This window comes from Clostridium uliginosum (assembly GCF_900112485.1).
GTDB lineage: Bacteria > Bacillota > Clostridia > Clostridiales > Clostridiaceae > Clostridium > Clostridium uliginosum.
Map to the genome: position 1 here is coordinate 101,980 of NZ_FOMG01000008.1, position 18,206 is coordinate 120,185.

General features: G+C 29.8%; 15 protein-coding genes. All 15 read left to right on the plus strand.

Annotation, left to right across the window (positions count from 1 at the left end; genetic code table 11):
- The first annotated feature begins 67 nt into the window (after window positions 1–67).
- The 15 genes from dxr to BM027_RS07575 all read left to right on the plus strand — a co-directional run bounded on the left by dxr (window position 68) and on the right by BM027_RS07575 (window position 18,143).
- Complete coding sequence (dxr, locus tag BM027_RS07505; RefSeq protein WP_090090342.1) at window positions 68–1,225, plus strand: 1-deoxy-D-xylulose-5-phosphate reductoisomerase; 1,158 nt, start codon at window positions 68–70, stop codon at window positions 1,223–1,225.
- 16 nt (window positions 1,226–1,241) lie between these two features.
- Window positions 1,242–2,252 carry a M50 family metallopeptidase gene (locus tag BM027_RS07510; protein WP_090090345.1) on the plus strand — a complete coding sequence of 337 codons (1,011 nt, stop codon included), beginning with the start codon at window positions 1,242–1,244 and terminating at the stop codon, window positions 2,250–2,252.
- A 12-nt stretch (window positions 2,253–2,264) separates the two neighbouring features.
- The gene (ispG, locus tag BM027_RS07515; protein WP_090090347.1) at window positions 2,265–3,314 is read left to right on the plus strand and encodes a flavodoxin-dependent (E)-4-hydroxy-3-methylbut-2-enyl-diphosphate synthase; all 1,050 of its coding nucleotides are present in this window, start codon (window positions 2,265–2,267) and stop codon (window positions 3,312–3,314) included.
- 118 nt (window positions 3,315–3,432) lie between these two features.
- Window positions 3,433–7,782, plus strand: a complete 4,350-nt coding sequence (locus BM027_RS07520; protein ID WP_090090349.1) for a PolC-type DNA polymerase III — start codon at window positions 3,433–3,435, stop codon at window positions 7,780–7,782.
- Window positions 7,783–8,046: 264 nt separating this feature from the next.
- Window positions 8,047–8,508: a ribosome maturation factor RimP gene (gene rimP / locus BM027_RS07525; protein WP_090090354.1), complete on the plus strand. Its 462-nt coding sequence runs from the start codon at window positions 8,047–8,049 to the stop codon at window positions 8,506–8,508.
- A 17-nt stretch (window positions 8,509–8,525) separates the two neighbouring features.
- Window positions 8,526–9,683: a transcription termination factor NusA gene (nusA, locus tag BM027_RS07530; RefSeq protein ID WP_090090357.1), complete on the plus strand. Its 1,158-nt coding sequence runs from the start codon at window positions 8,526–8,528 to the stop codon at window positions 9,681–9,683.
- Window positions 9,684–9,696: 13 nt separating this feature from the next.
- Window positions 9,697–9,963, plus strand: a complete 267-nt coding sequence (gene rnpM, locus BM027_RS07535; RefSeq protein WP_090090360.1) for an RNase P modulator RnpM — start codon at window positions 9,697–9,699, stop codon at window positions 9,961–9,963.
- The gene (locus tag BM027_RS07540) at window positions 9,956–10,276 is read left to right on the plus strand and encodes a ribosomal L7Ae/L30e/S12e/Gadd45 family protein (protein WP_090090362.1); all 321 of its coding nucleotides are present in this window, start codon (window positions 9,956–9,958) and stop codon (window positions 10,274–10,276) included. The genes rnpM and BM027_RS07540 overlap by 8 nt, the downstream gene beginning before the upstream one ends.
- 19 nt (window positions 10,277–10,295) lie before the next feature.
- Window positions 10,296–12,371, plus strand: a complete 2,076-nt coding sequence (infB, locus tag BM027_RS07545; RefSeq protein WP_090090365.1) for a translation initiation factor IF-2 — start codon at window positions 10,296–10,298, stop codon at window positions 12,369–12,371.
- 15 nt (window positions 12,372–12,386) lie between these two features.
- On the plus strand, window positions 12,387–12,737 hold the full coding sequence (gene rbfA, locus BM027_RS07550) for a 30S ribosome-binding factor RbfA (RefSeq protein ID WP_090090368.1): 351 nt from the start codon (window positions 12,387–12,389) through the stop codon (window positions 12,735–12,737).
- On the plus strand, window positions 12,737–13,714 hold the full coding sequence (locus tag BM027_RS07555) for a DHH family phosphoesterase (RefSeq protein ID WP_090090370.1): 978 nt from the start codon (window positions 12,737–12,739) through the stop codon (window positions 13,712–13,714). Before rbfA ends, BM027_RS07555 begins: the two co-directional genes overlap by 1 nt.
- Window positions 13,711–14,586 carry a tRNA pseudouridine(55) synthase TruB gene (truB, locus tag BM027_RS07560; protein ID WP_090090373.1) on the plus strand — a complete coding sequence of 292 codons (876 nt, stop codon included), beginning with the start codon at window positions 13,711–13,713 and terminating at the stop codon, window positions 14,584–14,586. Before BM027_RS07555 ends, truB begins: the two co-directional genes overlap by 4 nt.
- 15 nt (window positions 14,587–14,601) lie before the next feature.
- Window positions 14,602–15,528 carry a bifunctional riboflavin kinase/FAD synthetase gene (locus BM027_RS07565; protein WP_090090378.1) on the plus strand — a complete coding sequence of 309 codons (927 nt, stop codon included), beginning with the start codon at window positions 14,602–14,604 and terminating at the stop codon, window positions 15,526–15,528.
- Window positions 15,529–15,647: 119 nt separating this feature from the next.
- A complete protein-coding gene (gene rpsO, locus BM027_RS07570; protein ID WP_090090380.1) occupies window positions 15,648–15,911 on the plus strand; it encodes a 30S ribosomal protein S15 in 264 nt (87 codons plus the stop codon).
- A gap of 126 nt (window positions 15,912–16,037) precedes the next feature.
- Window positions 16,038–18,143, plus strand: a complete 2,106-nt coding sequence (locus tag BM027_RS07575) for a polyribonucleotide nucleotidyltransferase (RefSeq protein WP_090090383.1) — start codon at window positions 16,038–16,040, stop codon at window positions 18,141–18,143.
- Window positions 18,144–18,206: the final 63 nt, after the last annotated feature.

The following is an 18,206-nucleotide window of genomic DNA, read 5'->3' on the forward strand; positions in this document are numbered from 1 at the left end:
GGCATTGTAAAATAACGCTGTTTTATTAGTGTTTCAATGTCAGTAATACAGTTTTAGGAGGATGAAAATGAAGAGACTCTCTATATTAGGTGTAACAGGTTCAATTGGAACCCAAACCTTAAACGTAATTAAAAAATCAAAAGGGGAATTAAAGCTAATTGGTGCGACAGCTAATTCTTCGGTGAATAAAATAATTGAAATAATTGATGAGTTTAATCCTCCATATGTAGGAATGATGAATCTAGAGTGTGCAGATGAAGTTAAAAAATATTGCATAGAAAATGATAAACAAACTACGGTTTTTTCAGGAATTGAAGGTCTTAATAAAATAGCTTCACTAGATGAAATTGACATAGTAATGACATCTTTAGTTGGTATGATAGGGTTGGAACCTACTTTAGAAGCTATAAAAGCAAAAAAAGATATAGCGTTAGCAAATAAAGAAACCTTGGTTGTTGCAGGAGAGCTTGTTATGAGTGAAGCTAAAAAGTATGGAGTTAAGATACTTCCTGTAGACTCAGAGCATAGTGCTATTTTTCAATCTTTAAGAGGAAATGATTTAAGAACGCTTAAAAAAATAATATTAACTGCATCAGGTGGCCCTTTTAGAGGGAAAAAATTAGAAGATCTAAAAAATATACAGGTAGAAGATGCACTAAAGCATCCCAAATGGAATATGGGAAGAAAAATATCTATAGATTCTGCAACCTTAATGAATAAAGGTTTGGAAGTAATAGAAGCGCATTGGCTTTTTGATTGTGATTATGAAAATATACAAGTAGTAGTACATCCTGAAAGTATTGTACATTCAATGGTTGAATATAGTGATGCAAGTATTATTGCACAATTAGGTGCACAAGATATGAGATTACCAATACAATATGCACTTAATTATACAGAACGAAAAAATTTAATTGCAGATACTTTAGATTTTTATGAAGTATCAAAATTAACCTTTGAAAAACCTGATTTGCAAACATTTAAGCCGTTATTATTAGCATATAAAGCAGGAAAAATAGGAGGACTTATGCCAACTATTTTAAATGGAGCTAATGAAGCAGCAGTAGAATTATTTTTAAATAAGAAGATAAAATTTTTAAACATAGCAGATATTATAGAAAAATCAATGGAAGTATTTAAAAGTGAGATAGATAAACCTTTAACACTAAAAAATATAATTGATTTAGACAAAAGAGTTAAAGAATATGTAGTAAGTAGCATATAGGGAAGGATGGAATAGAATGTATATAGTTTTAGCAATATTAGCTTTTGGAGTTTTAATAATAGTTCATGAATTTGGACATTTCGCTTTAGCAAAATTAAATGGAGTAAAAGTTGATGAATTTTCAATTGGTATGGGACCAAAGATATTATCTAGACAAGGCAAAGAAACTAAGTATTCACTAGGAATTTTTCCAATAGGTGGATATGTAAAAATGATGGGTGAAGAAGAAGATGTTGAGGATGAAAGAAGTTTTTCAGCTAAATCACCACTAAGAAGAATAAGTATTATAATTGCTGGAGCAATTATGAATTATATTTTAGCTATAATTATATTCACTTGTACTTTGCATAATTTTGGATATGCATTGCCAGTAGCAGCAGGAATTGAACCTGGAACTCCAGCGTATGAAGCAGGATTACAAAATGGAGATGAAATATTAAAAATTGACAAATCTAAAGTATTTTCAACTATTGATGTTACTTCTGAAGTACTTTTGTCAAAAGGGAATTCTATGGATTTTTCAATAAAAAGAGATGGAGAAATTAAAAGTGTTACAGTAACTCCACAAAAAAATGCAGAAGGAAATTTAAAAATTGGACTTGGTTTTGAGACAGAAAAAAATCATACATGGGGATCTAGTGTAAAACAAAGCTTTAGACAAACTACATCATTGGTTTCTGTAACTTTTAAGGGGCTTAAGACGATATTTACCGGAAAAGCAAATCTTAAAACTGATGTAGGTGGACCTCTTACAATAGTTAAAATGTCAGCAGCAACAGCTAAAAGTAGTATTTGGGATTTGGTAAATTTTGTAGGTTATATAAGTGTTAATTTAGCTGTATTTAATATGTTACCATTTCCAGCATTAGATGGCGGTTGGACTGTAATTTTATTAATTGAATTAATAACAAGAAGAAAAGTTCCAGATAAGATTGTAGGGACATTAAACTATTTAGGATTTATTGTGCTGATAGGACTCATGATTTTGGTAACCATAAAGGATATTATATTCCCATTTAAGTTTTAGGAGATGGATGTAATGGAAAGAAGAACTTCAAGAAAAGTTAAGGTTGGAAATACATATGTTGGAGGAGATGCTCCAATTACTGTTCAATCTATGACTAATACGGATACAAGAGATGTGGAAAACACATTAAATCAAATAAATTTATTATATAAAGCAGGTTGTGACATAGTAAGATGTGCGGTGTTAGATTTAGAAGCAGTAAAAGCCTTAAAAGAAATAACTGAAAAATCACCAATACCAGTAGTAGCTGATATACATTTTGATTATAAGTTAGCATTACAATCAATTGAAAGTGGAGTATCTGCATTAAGAATTAATCCTGGAAATATAGGAAGTATTGAAAGAATTAAAGCAGTCGCTAATGCATGTAAGGAAAAGCAAATACCAATAAGAATAGGTGTTAATTCTGGTTCTTTAGAAAAAGATATTTTAGAAAGAAACGGAAAACCAACAGCAGAAGGGTTAGTTGAAAGTGCTTTAAGGCATGTCAAAATACTAGAAGAATTGGATTTTTACGATATAGTTATTTCAATAAAGTCTTCAAATGTAAACATGATGATAGATTGCTATAGGTTAATGAGTGAAAAATGTAATTATCCTCTTCATTTAGGTGTTACAGAAGCAGGAACTGTTTATAAGGGAACAATTAAATCAAGTATAGGAATAGGAACTCTTCTTGCAGAGGGGATAGGAGATACTATAAGGGTATCTTTAACTAGTGATCCTGTTGAAGAGGTGAAAGTTGGATTAGAAATTCTTAAAGCTTTAGGACTTAAAAAAGGTGGAGTTAATTTTGTGTCTTGTCCTACATGTGGAAGAACACAAATAAACCTTATTAAGATTGCGAGTGAAGTTGAAAAAAGACTTGAAACTTGTGATAAAAATATTAAAGTGGCAGTTATGGGTTGTGTTGTAAACGGACCTGGAGAAGCTAGAGAAGCAGATATTGGAATTGCAGGAGGAAAAGGTGAAGGAATTATATTTAAAAAAGGCCAGATAATAAAGAAAGTGAAAGAAGAAGAATTAATAGATGCACTTATGGATGAAATAAATAATCTTTAGAAGTTCAAAAAAGACAATAATACTGACTAGTTAGTTATTTGAAGATGACTAAAATATAAGTTGCATTTTTAGAGGGATATAAATCCCTCTATTTATTTGTAGAAAGGAGAGTGGTTCTTTGAGTCAAGAATTCATACAGAAGTTAACAAAAGAAATAAATAAGAATGAATCGTTAGAAGACAAACAGATACAGCTTTTGAGATTCCAGTTTTATAAAAGAAGTGGTATTCTTAAAGTTATATTAAAATCAATGGAATCACTAAATAGCCAAGAAGAAGAAAAGTTAAAAAGATTAATTATAAAGAATTTAGGTTTTGATATAAACATAGAACTTCTATGTTATAAAGATGTAACTAATGTATCATTAGAAGAAATTAATGAGAAGCATTGGTTTAATGTTGCTGAAGAGATAGCTAAAAAATTTCCATTATGTCGTCCTATGTTATATTCCCAAAATAGAAAAATTGAAAATAACATGATAAATATATACTCTGGAAATCAAACATTGTTAAATCATGTTTTAAATAAAAAAATTAATTTATTATTAGCAACAAATATTAATGATATTTTTAATGTTTGTACTAAAGTGAATTTTAAGTTTGATGATACTTTATTAATAAATGAAGAATATGAAACTACGAAAAAACAAGAAAATCTTAAAATAATAAAAGAAGTTATGAATAATAGAGAAGTATACAAAGAAAATAAACCTAACAATACTTCACAGAATAATGATAAAAAAGATAATTACTATAAGAGGAATGAGAATAAAAGCGATTATTCATCATATAAGAAAGAACCTAAAGATGAAAATACTATTCTTGGAAGGTCTATCAAGATTGAAGCTACAAGTATAAAGGATATAGATGAAACAACAGGTTATGTTGCAATAATTGGAGAAGTATTTAAAACTGATATTATTGAAACAAAGACAGGAAAAACTATTCTAACATTTTATGTTACAGATTATACTAGCTCAATTACAGTCAAGTGTTTCCTAAAGTCACAAGATAAAGAAAGTGTCCTAGATGAGGTTAAAAAAGGGCTCTACTGCAAAGTTAGAGGAGAAGCTGTGTATGATACATATGCTAGAGAAGTTGTAATAATGGGTAGAGACATAGCTAAAATGAAGAAAATTAATAGAATGGATGGAGCAAGGGAAAAGAGAATAGAATTACATTTACATACTAATATGAGTAGTATGGATGGAATAACATGCGCATCTAAACTAATTGAAACAGCTTCCAAATGGGGTCATGAGGCAATTGCAATAACAGATCATGGCGTAGTTCAAGCTTATCCAGAAGCACAGACTGCTTCAAAAAAGAATAAAATAAAAATACTTTATGGAGTGGAAGGATATTTAGTTGATAATGGAGTTCCAATTGTAATAAATGAAAAAGGAAATTCATTAGAAGACACATTTGTGGTTTTTGATATAGAAACCACAGGTTTTTCACCAGTTAATGATAAAATAATAGAGATTGGTGCAGTTAAAATTAAAAATGGAGAAGTTATAGATAAATTTAGTTGTTTTGTTAATCCAGAAAGAGATATTCCTTATAAAATTACTGAGTTAACAAGTATAAATAGTGATATGGTAAAGAATGAAGAAAATATTCAAAATGTACTTCCAAAATTTATGGAGTTTTGTGGAGAATGTGTAATAGTAGCTCACAATGCTTCGTTTGATACAGGATTTATAAAGAAAAACTGCAGGGATTTAGGAATCATGTTTGACTTACCAATAATGGATACAGTTACCTTAGCTAGATTTTTATATCCTGAATTAAAGAAGGTTAAACTAAATATAGTTGCAAAATATTTAGGGATTTCGCTAGAAAATCATCATAGAGCAATAGATGATGCTAAAGCAACAGCAGAAATACTTCTAAAGTCCTTTGAAAAGATACAAGAGGATTATGAAATACAAGATTTGAGGTCATTAAATGAATTGTTTTTGTCAAAGGTTGATATAAAAAAACAACCAACGTATCATATAATTATTTTAGCTAAAACTCAAGAGGGATTAAAAAATCTTTATAAATTAGTATCAGAAGCTCATATAAATAACTTTTTTAGAAGACCTAGAACGCCTAAAACTTTACTTTCTGAAATGAGAGAAGGACTTATAATAGGTTCAGCTTGTGAAGCAGGAGAATTATATAGGGCTATTTTAGATGGGCGTAGTGATCAAGAATTAAAAGAAATTATAGAGTTTTATGATTACTTAGAGATTCAGCCTATTGCAAATAATAATTTTCTTCTTGTTAAAGGATCAGTAAGAGATGAAGAAGAACTGAGAAATATAAATAAAAGAATATATAGATTAGGTAAAGAATGTAACAAACCAACTGTTGCTACAGGTGATGTTCATTTTTTAAATCCTAACGATGAGGCTTTTAGGAAAATAATTATGGCAGGACAAGGATTTAGTGATGCTGATAAACAGCCTCCCCTTTATTTAAAAACAACTGAAGAAATGTTAAATGAATTTTCTTATTTAGGAGAAGACATTGCAAAAGAAGTTGTTATTTATAATCCTAAAAAAATATCAGATAGTATTAATGTTTTAAAACCTATTCCCGATGAAACTTATCCACCTAAAATAGAAGGTGCTGAAGAAGATATTAAAAATATGACTTTGAAAAAAGTTCATGACATATATGGAGAAGTTCTTCCAGAGGTTGTTCAAAAGAGACTAGATAAAGAACTTAATTCTATAATAAATAATGGATATGCTGTACTTTATCTAATAGCTCAAAAGCTTGTTGCAAAATCTACAGAAGATGGATATTTAGTTGGATCAAGAGGATCTGTTGGATCTTCATTTGTAGCTACTATGTCAGATATTACTGAAGTTAATGGATTACCACCACATTATGTTTGTACAAAATGTAAAAAATCAGAATTCTTTTTAGATGGTTCGGTAAGTTCTGGAGCTGATTTGCCAGACAAAAATTGCCCGGACTGCAATATTCCATATAAAAAAGATGGTCATGATATACCATTTGAAACATTTTTAGGCTTTGAAGGTGATAAAGAACCTGACATTGACCTTAACTTTTCAGGTGAATATCAAGGCGTTGTTCATAGATATACAGAAGTTTTATTTGGTAAAGGACATACATTTAAAGCTGGTACAATAGGAACTGTTGCGGAAAAAACTGCATATGGATATGTAAAAAAATATCTAGATGAGAGAGAAATTAGAGCATCACAAGCTGAAATAGAAAGGCTTACAATGGGATGTACAGGAATAAAAAGAACTACAGGACAACATCCAGGTGGAATTATGGTTGTACCTTCAGATAATGAAATTTATAATTTTTGTCCAATTCAGCATCCAGCAGATGATAATGATACGGATATTGTAACTACTCATTTTGACTATCATTCAATAAGTGGTAGATTATTAAAATTAGATATATTAGGGCATGATGATCCTACTGTGCTTAGAATGTTACAAGATTTAACGGGGTTAGATCCTAAGACAATACCTTTAAATGATGAGAAGGTTATGAGTCTTTTTATATCACCTGAAGCTTTAGGTGTTACAAAAGAAGAATTAGAATGTGAAGTTGGAAGTTATGGACTTCCTGAGTTTGGAACGAAATTTGTAAGGGGAATGCTTGTGGATACTCAGCCTAAAAGTTTTGCAGATTTAGTTAGAATATCAGGATTATCACATGGTACGGATGTTTGGCTTAATAATGCACAATATTATATAAAAGAAGGATTTACCACACTGAAAGATTGTATAGCAACAAGAGATGATATTATGGTTTATCTGATGTATAAGGAATTACCACCAAAAGTAGCATTTACTATAATGGAAAAAGTTAGAAAAGGAAAAGGTCTTTCAGAAGATGATGAGAAAATAATGAAAGAACATAAGGTTCCTGATTGGTATATTGATTCATGTAAAAAAATAAAGTATATGTTTCCTAAAGGTCATGCTGTTGCTTATGTAATGATGGCAGTTAGAATAGCATATTACAAAGTGTATTATCCACAGGCTTATTATGCTACTTATTTTACAGTTAGAGCAGATGACTTTGATGCTGATTTAATATGTAGTGGAGAAGGTGCAATTCATAATAAGTTGCAGGAATTATATGAATTTGGTAATAAAGCAACAGTAAAAGACAAAGGACTTATTACAATATTGGAGCTATCATTTGAGATGAATAAAAGAGGAATAAAATTTTTAAGAGTTGATTTATATAAATCAGAAGCAACTAAGTTTATAATTGAAGGTGAAATGCTTAGACCTCCATTAAATGCACTCCAAGGTGTTGGAGATAATGCTGCAAAGAGTATAGTACAAGAAAGAGTAAATGGAGAATTTATTTCAAAAGAAGATTTGAGATTAAGAGCAAAGGTTTCAAAGACTGTAATAGAAACTTTAAGTAATCATGGATGTTTAGAAGGACTATCTGAAACAAATCAATTATCTTTATTTTAATGACCATTTATTGTTTTTTTAATGCTTAAAGGTTAAGATTTGACAGTTTTACGTATAAGCCCTTGTATTGTATTATCGTTTGTGATATGATGTAAGTAGTTTTTAATGGAAATAGATTAAAAAAGTGAGTGGGAAGGTTTGCCCGCTCTTTCTGTTTGTAACGCAACTACTTTAGATAGTTGCGTTTTTGATTACAAATTTATAATTAAAAACAAAATATGTATGCACATTAAAAATTGAATATTGAAAGGGAGGTTTAGAGAATTGAAGAAAGATATTTTAATTGAAAAGATTGAAGCATTGGTAAAACCAATTACTTTAGAATTATCATATGAGTTATATCATGTAGAATATATAAAAGAAAATGGAGAATTCTATTTAAGAATCTATATAGATAAACCAGAAGGAAATATTTCACTAAGTGATTGTGAAGCTGTTTCTAGAAGAGTTAGCGAAACATTAGATGTAGAAGATCCAATTGAAGGTTCATATTATTTAGAAGTTTCTTCACCAGGGCTTAATAGAGGTCTTTATAAAGAAGAACATTTTAAAAAGTTTATTGGAAGAGAAGTATTAGTAAGATTTAATGGTTCCTTTAATGGAATGAAAAATATAAAGGGAATATTAAAAGATATAGTAGAAGATTTTATAATAGTTGAGGCAGAAACAGAAGTTAAAGTCCCACATGAAAAAATAAAATGTGCAAATTTAGAAGGGGAAATATAACGAGGAGGATATAAGAAATGAATGAAGAGTTTATAGGCGCTCTTAAGGAGATAGTAAAGGAAAAGGGAATCTGTGAAGATTTACTTTTTACAACTATTGAAGATGCTATGGTTGCAGCATATAAAAAGAATTATGCAAATTTAAATACATCTGCACAAAATGTGAAAATAAGCATTAATAGGGAAAGTGGTGAAATTCACGTATATGCTCAAAAAGTAGTAGTTGATGAAGTATATGATGAAGTAACCGAAATTTCATTAGAAGAAGCAAAAGAATTAAATCCTAAAAACGAAGTAGATGATATTGTGGATTTAGAAGTAACTCCTAAAAATTTCGGAAGAGTAGCAGCTCAACTTGCTAAGCAAGTAGTTACACAAAGAATTAAAGAAGCTGAAAGAAACATAATATATGATGAATATAAACAGCAAGAATTTGACATAATAACAGGAACTATACTAAGGAAAGATAAAGGCATGGTTTTTGTTACTTTAGGTAAATTAGAAGGAATAATTGGACCGAATGAACAAATGTCAAATGAAGAATATAAATTTAATGAAAAATTAAAATTATATATAGTTGAAGTAAAAAATACTTCAAAGGGAGCTCAAATTCATGTATCTAGGACTCATCCAGGACTTGTAAAGAGATTATTTGAACTTGAAGTTCCAGAAATCTTTAACGGGGTAGTTGAGATTAAAAGTATTTCAAGAGAAGCAGGTTCAAGAAGTAAAATTGCAGTTTATTCTAATGATGAAGAAGTAGATCCAATGGGTGCTTGTGTAGGACCTAAGGGAGTAAGAGTACAAAATATAGTTAATGAACTTAGAAATGAAAAAATAGATATAATTAAATGGAGTAAAGATCCAGGAGAATTTATCTCTAATGCTTTAAGTCCAGCAAAAGTATTAAGTGCTGAAGTTGATGAAAACACTAAATCTGCTAGAATAGTAGTAGATGATAATCAACTTTCTTTAGCAATTGGTAAAGAAGGTCAAAATGTAAGACTTGCAGCAAAACTTACAAATTGGAAAATAGATATAAAAAGTAAATCACAAAAAGAAGCTTTAGATGCAGAAGAAGAAAGACTTTTAAATAATGAGGATTTAGTTATAGACGAAGAGGTTGTAACAGATTTAAGTGAAATAGAAAGTCAAAGTGAAGAAATAGAAGAATAGAGAGGTGCTTTTAATGAAGGTTAAGAAGATTCCTCTAAGGATGTGTACTGGTTGCATGGAAATGAAGCCAAAAAAAGAATTAATCAGGATAGTTAAAAGCCCTGAAGGGGATATCTCAGTTGACTTAACTGGCAAAAAGTCTGGAAGAGGAGCGTATATCTGTAAGGATATAACGTGCTTTGAAAAGGCATTTAAAGCTAAAAGGTTAAGCAGAAACTTAGAAAGTCCTATAAGTGAAGAAATTTATGAAAGACTAAAGGATGAAATAGGAAATGAATAAGTTTTTTAATTTTTTAGGAATTGTAAAAAAGTCAGGAAATTTACTGCAAGGATATAGTAAATGTGATGATTTAAGAAATAAAACAAAAATCTATTTATTTATAATATCTAATGATTTATCAGAGTCGTCTAAAGAAAAATTTAAAAAACATTGTAGTCAAAAAAATGTACCATATATTGAAAATTTCTCCAAAGAACAATTGGGTATTCCACTTGGTCGTGATGAGATTATGATTTTAGGAATTCTAGATAACAATATGGCAAAGAAATTACTAACATTATATGAGGAGGAGACGAAATATATGAGTAGATAATAATAACGGGGGTGACTTTATGTCAAAAATAAGAGTATATGAATTAGCAAAAGAGCTTAATATAAGTTCGAAAGATTTGATAACTTTACTAATGGATGAATTTGGTGTTGAAGTAAAAAACCATATGAGTACTATTGAGGATGAAGAAGCTAAATTAATAAAAGAATTAATTGCAACAAAATCTTCTGATAACGAAGAAACATCTTCAAAAGAAGAGTCAAAGACTTTAGTTGATGAGTATGAAGAAATTTTAGCTGATGAACTTAATAAAGGACAAAAGAAAAAGAAAAAATTAAAAAGAGAAGATAAGGATGAAGGTAAAGAAAATATGGATGAAATTCAAATGATGATTGAAATCGGAGAAACTATTACTGTTAAGGAATTAGCTGAAAAGCTAAATAAACCTTCAAATGATGTTATTAGAACATTAATCTTCTCAGGTGTTATGGCTGGCATAAACCAAGAAGTAGATTATGCAACAGCTGAAAAAGTATGTGCAGAATATGAAGTATTAGTAACTAAAAAAGAGATTAGTGAAGAACTTGAAGTTGTTGAAATTGAAGAAGATGAAGAAGAAAATCTTTCAAAGAGACCACCAATAGTAACAGTTATGGGTCATGTTGACCATGGTAAGACATCATTACTTGATGCTATAAGAAAAGCAAAAGTTACTGATTCAGAAGCTGGCGGAATTACTCAACATATTGGTGCTTATACAATTAAGTTAAATGGAGAAGAAATCACATTTTTAGATACTCCAGGACATGAAGCATTTACAGCTATGAGAGCTCGTGGAGCACAAGTAACAGATGTTGTTATATTAGTTGTTGCAGCGGATGATGGTATTATGCCTCAAACTAAAGAAGCAATTGATCACTGTAAGGCAGCTGGAGTACCAATAGTTGTTGCAATAAACAAAATTGATAAACCAGGTGCAAATCCAGATAGAGTTAAACAAGAATTAACAGAACATGGATTAGTAGTAGAAGAGTGGGGTGGAGATACTATATGTGAAGAAGTATCTGCAAGAGAAAACTTAAATATTGATAAGCTACTTGAAATGGTTCTTCTTACAGCTGAAATGCTTGAACTTAAAGCTAATAAAGATAGAAAAGCAAAAGGAACTGTAATAGAGGCTAAACTTGATAAAGGTAGAGGTTCAGTTGCAAGTTTATTAGTTCAAAACGGAACTTTACATGTTGGAGATTCAATCATGGTTGGATCTACATATGGTAGAATAAGAGCGATGTTTGATGATAGAGGTAAGAAGATTAAATCTGCAGGCCCATCAATTCCAGTAGAAGTACTAGGACTTTCAGAAGTTCCAGAAGCTGGAGATAGATTCCACCAAGTAAAAGATGAAAAGACTGCTAGAATAATGGCTGATGCAAGAAAACAAAAGGAAAAAGTTCAATCATTAATGAGCAATCATAGAGTTTCATTAGAAGATTTATATAACCAAATAAGAGAAGGAAAAGTTAAAGAACTTGCAGTAATAGTTAAAGCAGATGTTCAAGGTTCTGTTCAAGCTATTAATCAATCTTTAGAAAAACTTTCAACTGATGATGTTAAAGTAAGAGTAATTCATGGCGCTGTTGGTGCAATTACAGAAACTGATATAACTTTAGCAACTGCTTCAAATGCTATAGTTATAGGATTTAATGTAAGACCAGATAATAATGCTATAGCTCAAGCTGATAAAGAGGGCGTAGATATAAAAACTTATAGAATAATCTATGATGCGATTGATGATATTAAATCAGCTATGATAGGTATGTTAGAACCTGAATATAAGGAAGTTATATTAGGAAGAGCAGAAATAAGAGAAACTTACAAGATTTCAAATGTTGGAACAATTGCTGGTACGTATGTATTAGATGGTAAGCTTCAAAGAAATGCTGAAACAAGAGTTATAAGAGATGGAATAGTTATTTTTGAATCTACTTTATCATCATTAAAGAGATTTAAAGATGATGCAAAAGAAGTTAATGCTGGGTATGAATGTGGTTTAACTGTAGATAAATTTAATAATATTAAAGAAGGCGACATCATTGAATGCTTTATGATGGAGGCAATTAAAAGAAAAGAGCTATAAAAGAGGTGATAGAAAGTGCCAAACTATAGAGGCGGAAGAATTAATGAAGAATTCAAAAGAGAAATTAGTAGCATACTTCAAAATGAAATAAAAGATCCAAGACTTACAGCTATGATTTCGGTAACAGATGTTAAGGTTACTAAGGATTTAAGATATGCTAAGGTATATGTAAGTATCTTTTCTAAAAGTGATGATGAAAAGAAAAGTAATTTTGAAGCATTAAAGAGTGCTAGTGGATATATAAGAAAAACTATAGGCCAAAGAATAAATCTAAGACACAACCCAGAAATAATATTTGAATTAGATGACTCAATCAATTATGCTATGCATATTGATGAGTTAATTCATAAGGTAAAAGACAAATAATGTCTATTACAAGCATAAAGGAAGAAATAGTAAAATCAAAAAAGATTGGATTATCTTTTCATACATCTCCTGATGGAGATGCTATAGGAAGTACGTTATCACTTCTTAGGGCAATTAGAAGTATAGGAAAAGAGGCTTATATTATTTCAAGAGATGTTATCCCAGATAACCTCTCTTTCCTTGCTTTATCTGAAGAAATCGATGGTAATACATTAGAACCAGATTCTAATACAGATTTAGTAATTGTATTAGATTGTGGGAATATTGATAGAATTTCCGCACATTTAGATAACTATGATGGAAAAATAATTAATATAGATCATCACTTATCTAATGAACAATATGGATTTATAAATTATGTTGATCCTACATGTGCAGCTACAGCGGAAATATCATATTTATTAATAAAGGAATTAGGAATTGATTTTAATAAAAAAACTTCTTTAGAAATAGATATAGCTAAATCTATTTATACATCTTTAGTAACAGATACGGGTTCTTTTAGACACTCAAATGTGACAAAGAGAACTCATTTAATAGCTTCAGAGGTTATAGAATTAGGAATAGATAATAGTAAAATTCATAGTAATCTTTTTGATAATAAAGATTTTAATAAAGTAAAATTAATGGGTTGTATTCTAGCAAATGTAGAGCTTGCATTAGAAAATAAAGTAGCAGTAATGCAAATATCTAAAAATATATTAGAAAATTTTAATTTAATAAATGTGGATACTTCAGATATAATTTCAATTGGCCTTGGAATTAAAGGAGTAGAGGTAGCTTTATTATTGAAAGAATCAGAAAAAGGAATTAAGGTAAGTTTAAGATCTAAAAATAATGTTGATGTAAGAAAAGTGGCAGAATGTTATGGCGGTGGTGGTCATATGAAGGCAGCTGGAGCTATACAAAAAGATTTAGATTTAGAAACAGCAAAGAGTAATTTATTAAAGACTCTTAAAGAAGAGATGAAGTTATGAATGGAATAATAAATGTATTTAAAAATAAGGGAATGTCTTCTTTTGATGTTGTTAGAAAAATAAAGTTTTTGGCAAAAGAAAAAAAAGTAGGACACACAGGAACTTTAGATCCAGAAGCAATAGGAGTATTACCTGTTTGTTTAGGAAAAGCCACAAAAATTATTGATTATATAATGGATTCTAAAAAAGTATATGAAGTTAAACTTTTACTAGGAGTAAATACTACTACTTACGATTTAGAAGGAGAAATTATAAAAAAAAGAGATACATCAAATATTAAACAAGAAGATGTAAATGAAGTTATTTTATCTTTTCTAGGAGGATATGATCAAATTCCACCAATGTACTCAGCATTAAAACAAAATGGCGTAAGACTTTATGATCTTGCAAGGCAAGGAATTGAAGTTGAAAGAGAAGCAAGACATATTATAATATATGATATTTTTGATATAAGTTATGATTTGCCATATGTATCAATTAAAGTTTCTTGCTCTAAAGGAACATATATAAGAAGTTTATGTTATGATATTGGAGAAAAATTAAATGTTGGAGCAACCATGGTAGAACTAAAAAGAACCAGAACTTCAATATTTGATGAAAAAGATAGTATTAATATTGAAGAATTAACAGAAGAAAACATTAAAGATTACATTATAAGTATCGAGGAGGCACTTTCGTTTTATCCAAGATTAAATGTAAATACATCTTTTACAAAATTATTAGTAAATGGCGTAAAAGTATATGATAAAAGATTGAGTGACGAACATATAGAAAAAAACACTTTATACAGAGTTTATGATAAAGAAGATACTTTTATAGGAATCGGAAAGCAAGATGATCAAGGATTTAAAATACAAAAGTTATTAGTTTAATTTAGGAGTAAAAGTATGGTTATTATAGAAAACAACTTTGAAAATGTACAAACTTATGACAATTATATTGCACTTGGAAGTTTTGATGGATTACATATTGGACATTTATCTTTAATAGATAAGGTTATCGAAATTGCAAAAAACAATAATGGTAAGAGTATGGTTTTTACATTTAAAAATCATCCTAGAACATTTATAGACCCAGCAAGTACTATTAGACTTTTGATGGAGAATGATAATAAGATAGAAATCCTAAATAATAAAGGTATTGATATAGTGTGCTTTGAAGAGTTTAATGAAGAGTTTATGAAAATAACACCTGAAAAATTTATAGAATTTTTATATACTAAGTTAAACGTAAAAGGTATAGTTGTAGGTTTTAATTATAAGTTTGGATATAAAAATTTAGGAGATATAAATCTTTTAAAGAAATTACAAGCCCAATATGGATATGAATTGTATGTTATGGATTCCTGTACATATAAAGATGAAGTTATAAGTAGTACAAGAATTAGAAATGAATTGCAAGAAGGAAATGTTTTAGAAGCTAGTAATATGTTAAATAGACCTTATTCAATTAAAGGTGAAATTGTACATGGACGTAAAATTGGTAGAAGTATTGGATTTCCTACAGCAAATTTATCTTATAATAAAAATATCCTTTTACCTAAAATAGGTGTATATTATACCAATGTTAAGGTAAATAATAAAATATATAAGGGAATTACTTCAGTTGGAAATAATCCTACAGTTAATGGTAAGAAATTAACATTAGAAACTTATATTTTAGACTTTGATGAAAACATTTATGGAGAAATTATAGTAGTTTACTTCATAAAAAAAATTAGAGATGAAAAAAAGTTTAATGGATTAGAGGAATTAGTAGCTGAGCTACAAAGAAACAAGTCTTTCGCAGATGAAGAGAATATTGTTATTAAATAAGAATATTATTTACAACAATCCCTAGTTTTGATATAATACACATTGAACCTACTTCTAAGTTTAAAGGTGCCATCTTTTTACTTGGAACTAAGGGGATAAAAATACACGGAGGTGCACTTATGGATAAGGCAAGAAAATTAGAAATTATTAAGCAATTTGGAAGAGGCGAAGGAGATACTGGTTCACCAGAAGTTCAAATCGCATTATTAACAGAAAGAATCAACTCATTAACTGGACATTTAAAAGTTCACAAAAAAGATCATCACTCAAGAAGAGGTCTTTTAATGATGGTTGGACATAGAAGAGGTCTTCTAAATTACTTAGCAGATCAAGATATCGAAAGATATAGAACTATACTAAAACAATTAGGTTTAAGAAGATAATTTTTTAGAGCGGATCTTCCGCTCTATTATTTTAAAAATTATAATATTAGGCATTGTAAAATAAATAACTAGTTATTTATTTAGAAATGCCTTATAAAGATGAGCTCGAAGGGAGGGTTTCATAAGATGAGTAATGTTTTAAAAACTAACATCGCTGGAAAAGAGATGAAAGTTGAGTTCGGAAAAGTAGGTATGCTGTCAAATGCAGCTATATTTATGAGTTATGGTGATACTGTTATTTTAACTAATGTTAATGCATCAGAAGGACCTAGAGAAGGAATAGATTTTTTTCCTCTAAGTGTTGAATATGAAGAAAGACTATATGCAGTAGGTAAGATACCTGGTGGATTTATAAAAAGAGAAGGTAGACCATCAGAAAAGGCTATATTGAATGGTAGAGCTGTTGATAGAACCCTAAGACCTTTATTTCCAAAGGGATATAGAAATGATGTTCAAGTAGTTTGTACAGTAGTTTCAGTAGAAAAGGACAATTTACCAGAAATTTTAGCAATTAATGCAGCATCAACTGCACTATGCTTATCAAGTATACCTTTTACAATTCCAGTTGCAGCTGTTCAAGTAGGAATTATAGATGGAAAATTCGTTGTAAATCCAGATGCAAAAGGACGTGAAGAAAGTACACTTCACTTAACTGTATGTGCAACAAAAGAGAGAGTAATGATGATAGAAGCTGGTGGAAATGAAATTCCAGAAGATACTATGATCGATGCTATCAAATATGGATTTGATGAATGCCAAAATATAATTGCTTTCCAAGAAGAAGCTATGGCTAAGTTTGGTAAAGTAAAGAATACACCAGTATTATTTACTGTAGATGAAGAGATAGAAAAGGAAGTTAAAATATTTGCTTCAGATATGATTAAAGAAGCTATGTATATAACTAACAAAGATGAAAGAAATGCAGCAATAGATGCAGTAAATCAAAAAGTTAAAGAAGAATTTGGCGAAAAGTACGAAGGAAAATTTGGAGATATAAAAGAAATTCTTTACACTATGCAAAAGAAAGTTGTTAGAAATATGCTTCTAAATGATAAAAGAAGACCTGATGGAAGAGCTTTTGATGAAGTAAGACAACTTGGCTGTGAAGTAGGAATACTTCCAAGAACACATGGAACAGGATTATTTACAAGAGGATTAACTCAAGTAATGACTGTTGCAACATTAGGTTCAATTAGTGAGATTCAAATCTTAGACGGAATAGATGAAGCACAATCAAAAAGATATATGCATCACTATAACTTCCCAGGATATAGTGTTGGAGAAGTAAAACCTTTAAGAGGACCAGGTAGAAGAGAAATTGGTCATGGAGCTTTGGCAGAAAGAGCACTTGAACCATTAATCCCATCTGAAGAAGAATTCCCATATACAATTAGATTAGTATCAGAAGTATTAAGTTCAAATGGATCAACTTCACAAGCTTCAGTTTGTGGTTCAACATTAGCATTATTAGATGCAGGTGTTCCGCTTAAAAGACCAGCTGCAGGTATTGCAATGGGTTTAATCACATCAGAAGATTTATCACAAGAAGAAGTAATAACAGATATTCAAGGAATAGAAGATTTCTTTGGAGATATGGACTTTAAGGTGGCAGGTACTACTGAAGGAATTACATCAATTCAAGTTGACACAAAACTTAAAGGATTTAGCTTTAATGTAGTAGAAAATGCTATACGTGGAGCTAGAAAAGCTAGATTAACTATTATAGATAAGATAAATGAATGTATTGAAGCACCAAGACAAGATGTTTCATTATATGCACCAAAAACTCAAACAATTCAAATAGATCCGGAAAAAATTAGATCTGTAATTGGAGCTGGTGGAAAGGTTATTAATAAGATCATACAAGATACAGGAGTTAAGATAGATATAAAAGAAGACGGATCTGTATTTGTAAGTTCACCTGACCATAGTGGAGTTGCGGAAGCGATTAAGATAATTGAAGGTTTAACTAAGGATGTTAAAGTTGGTGAAGTTTACTTAGGTAAAGTCATTAAGATAACTACATTTGGAGCCTTTGTTGAAATTCTTCCGAATAAAGAAGGACTAGTGCATATATCTAAGTTAGATAAAGAAAGAGTTAATAAAGTAGAAGACATAGTTTCTGTAGGAGATGAGATTTTAGTTAAGGTTACTGAAATTGATTCACAGGGAAGAATAAATCTTTCGAGAAAAGATGCACTATTAGATCAAGAAAATAAAGAAGAAAAATAAAGGGCAATTTAATTGCCTTTTTTTTTACTAAAAAGTACGTTAATTATAATGAATTAAAGGACA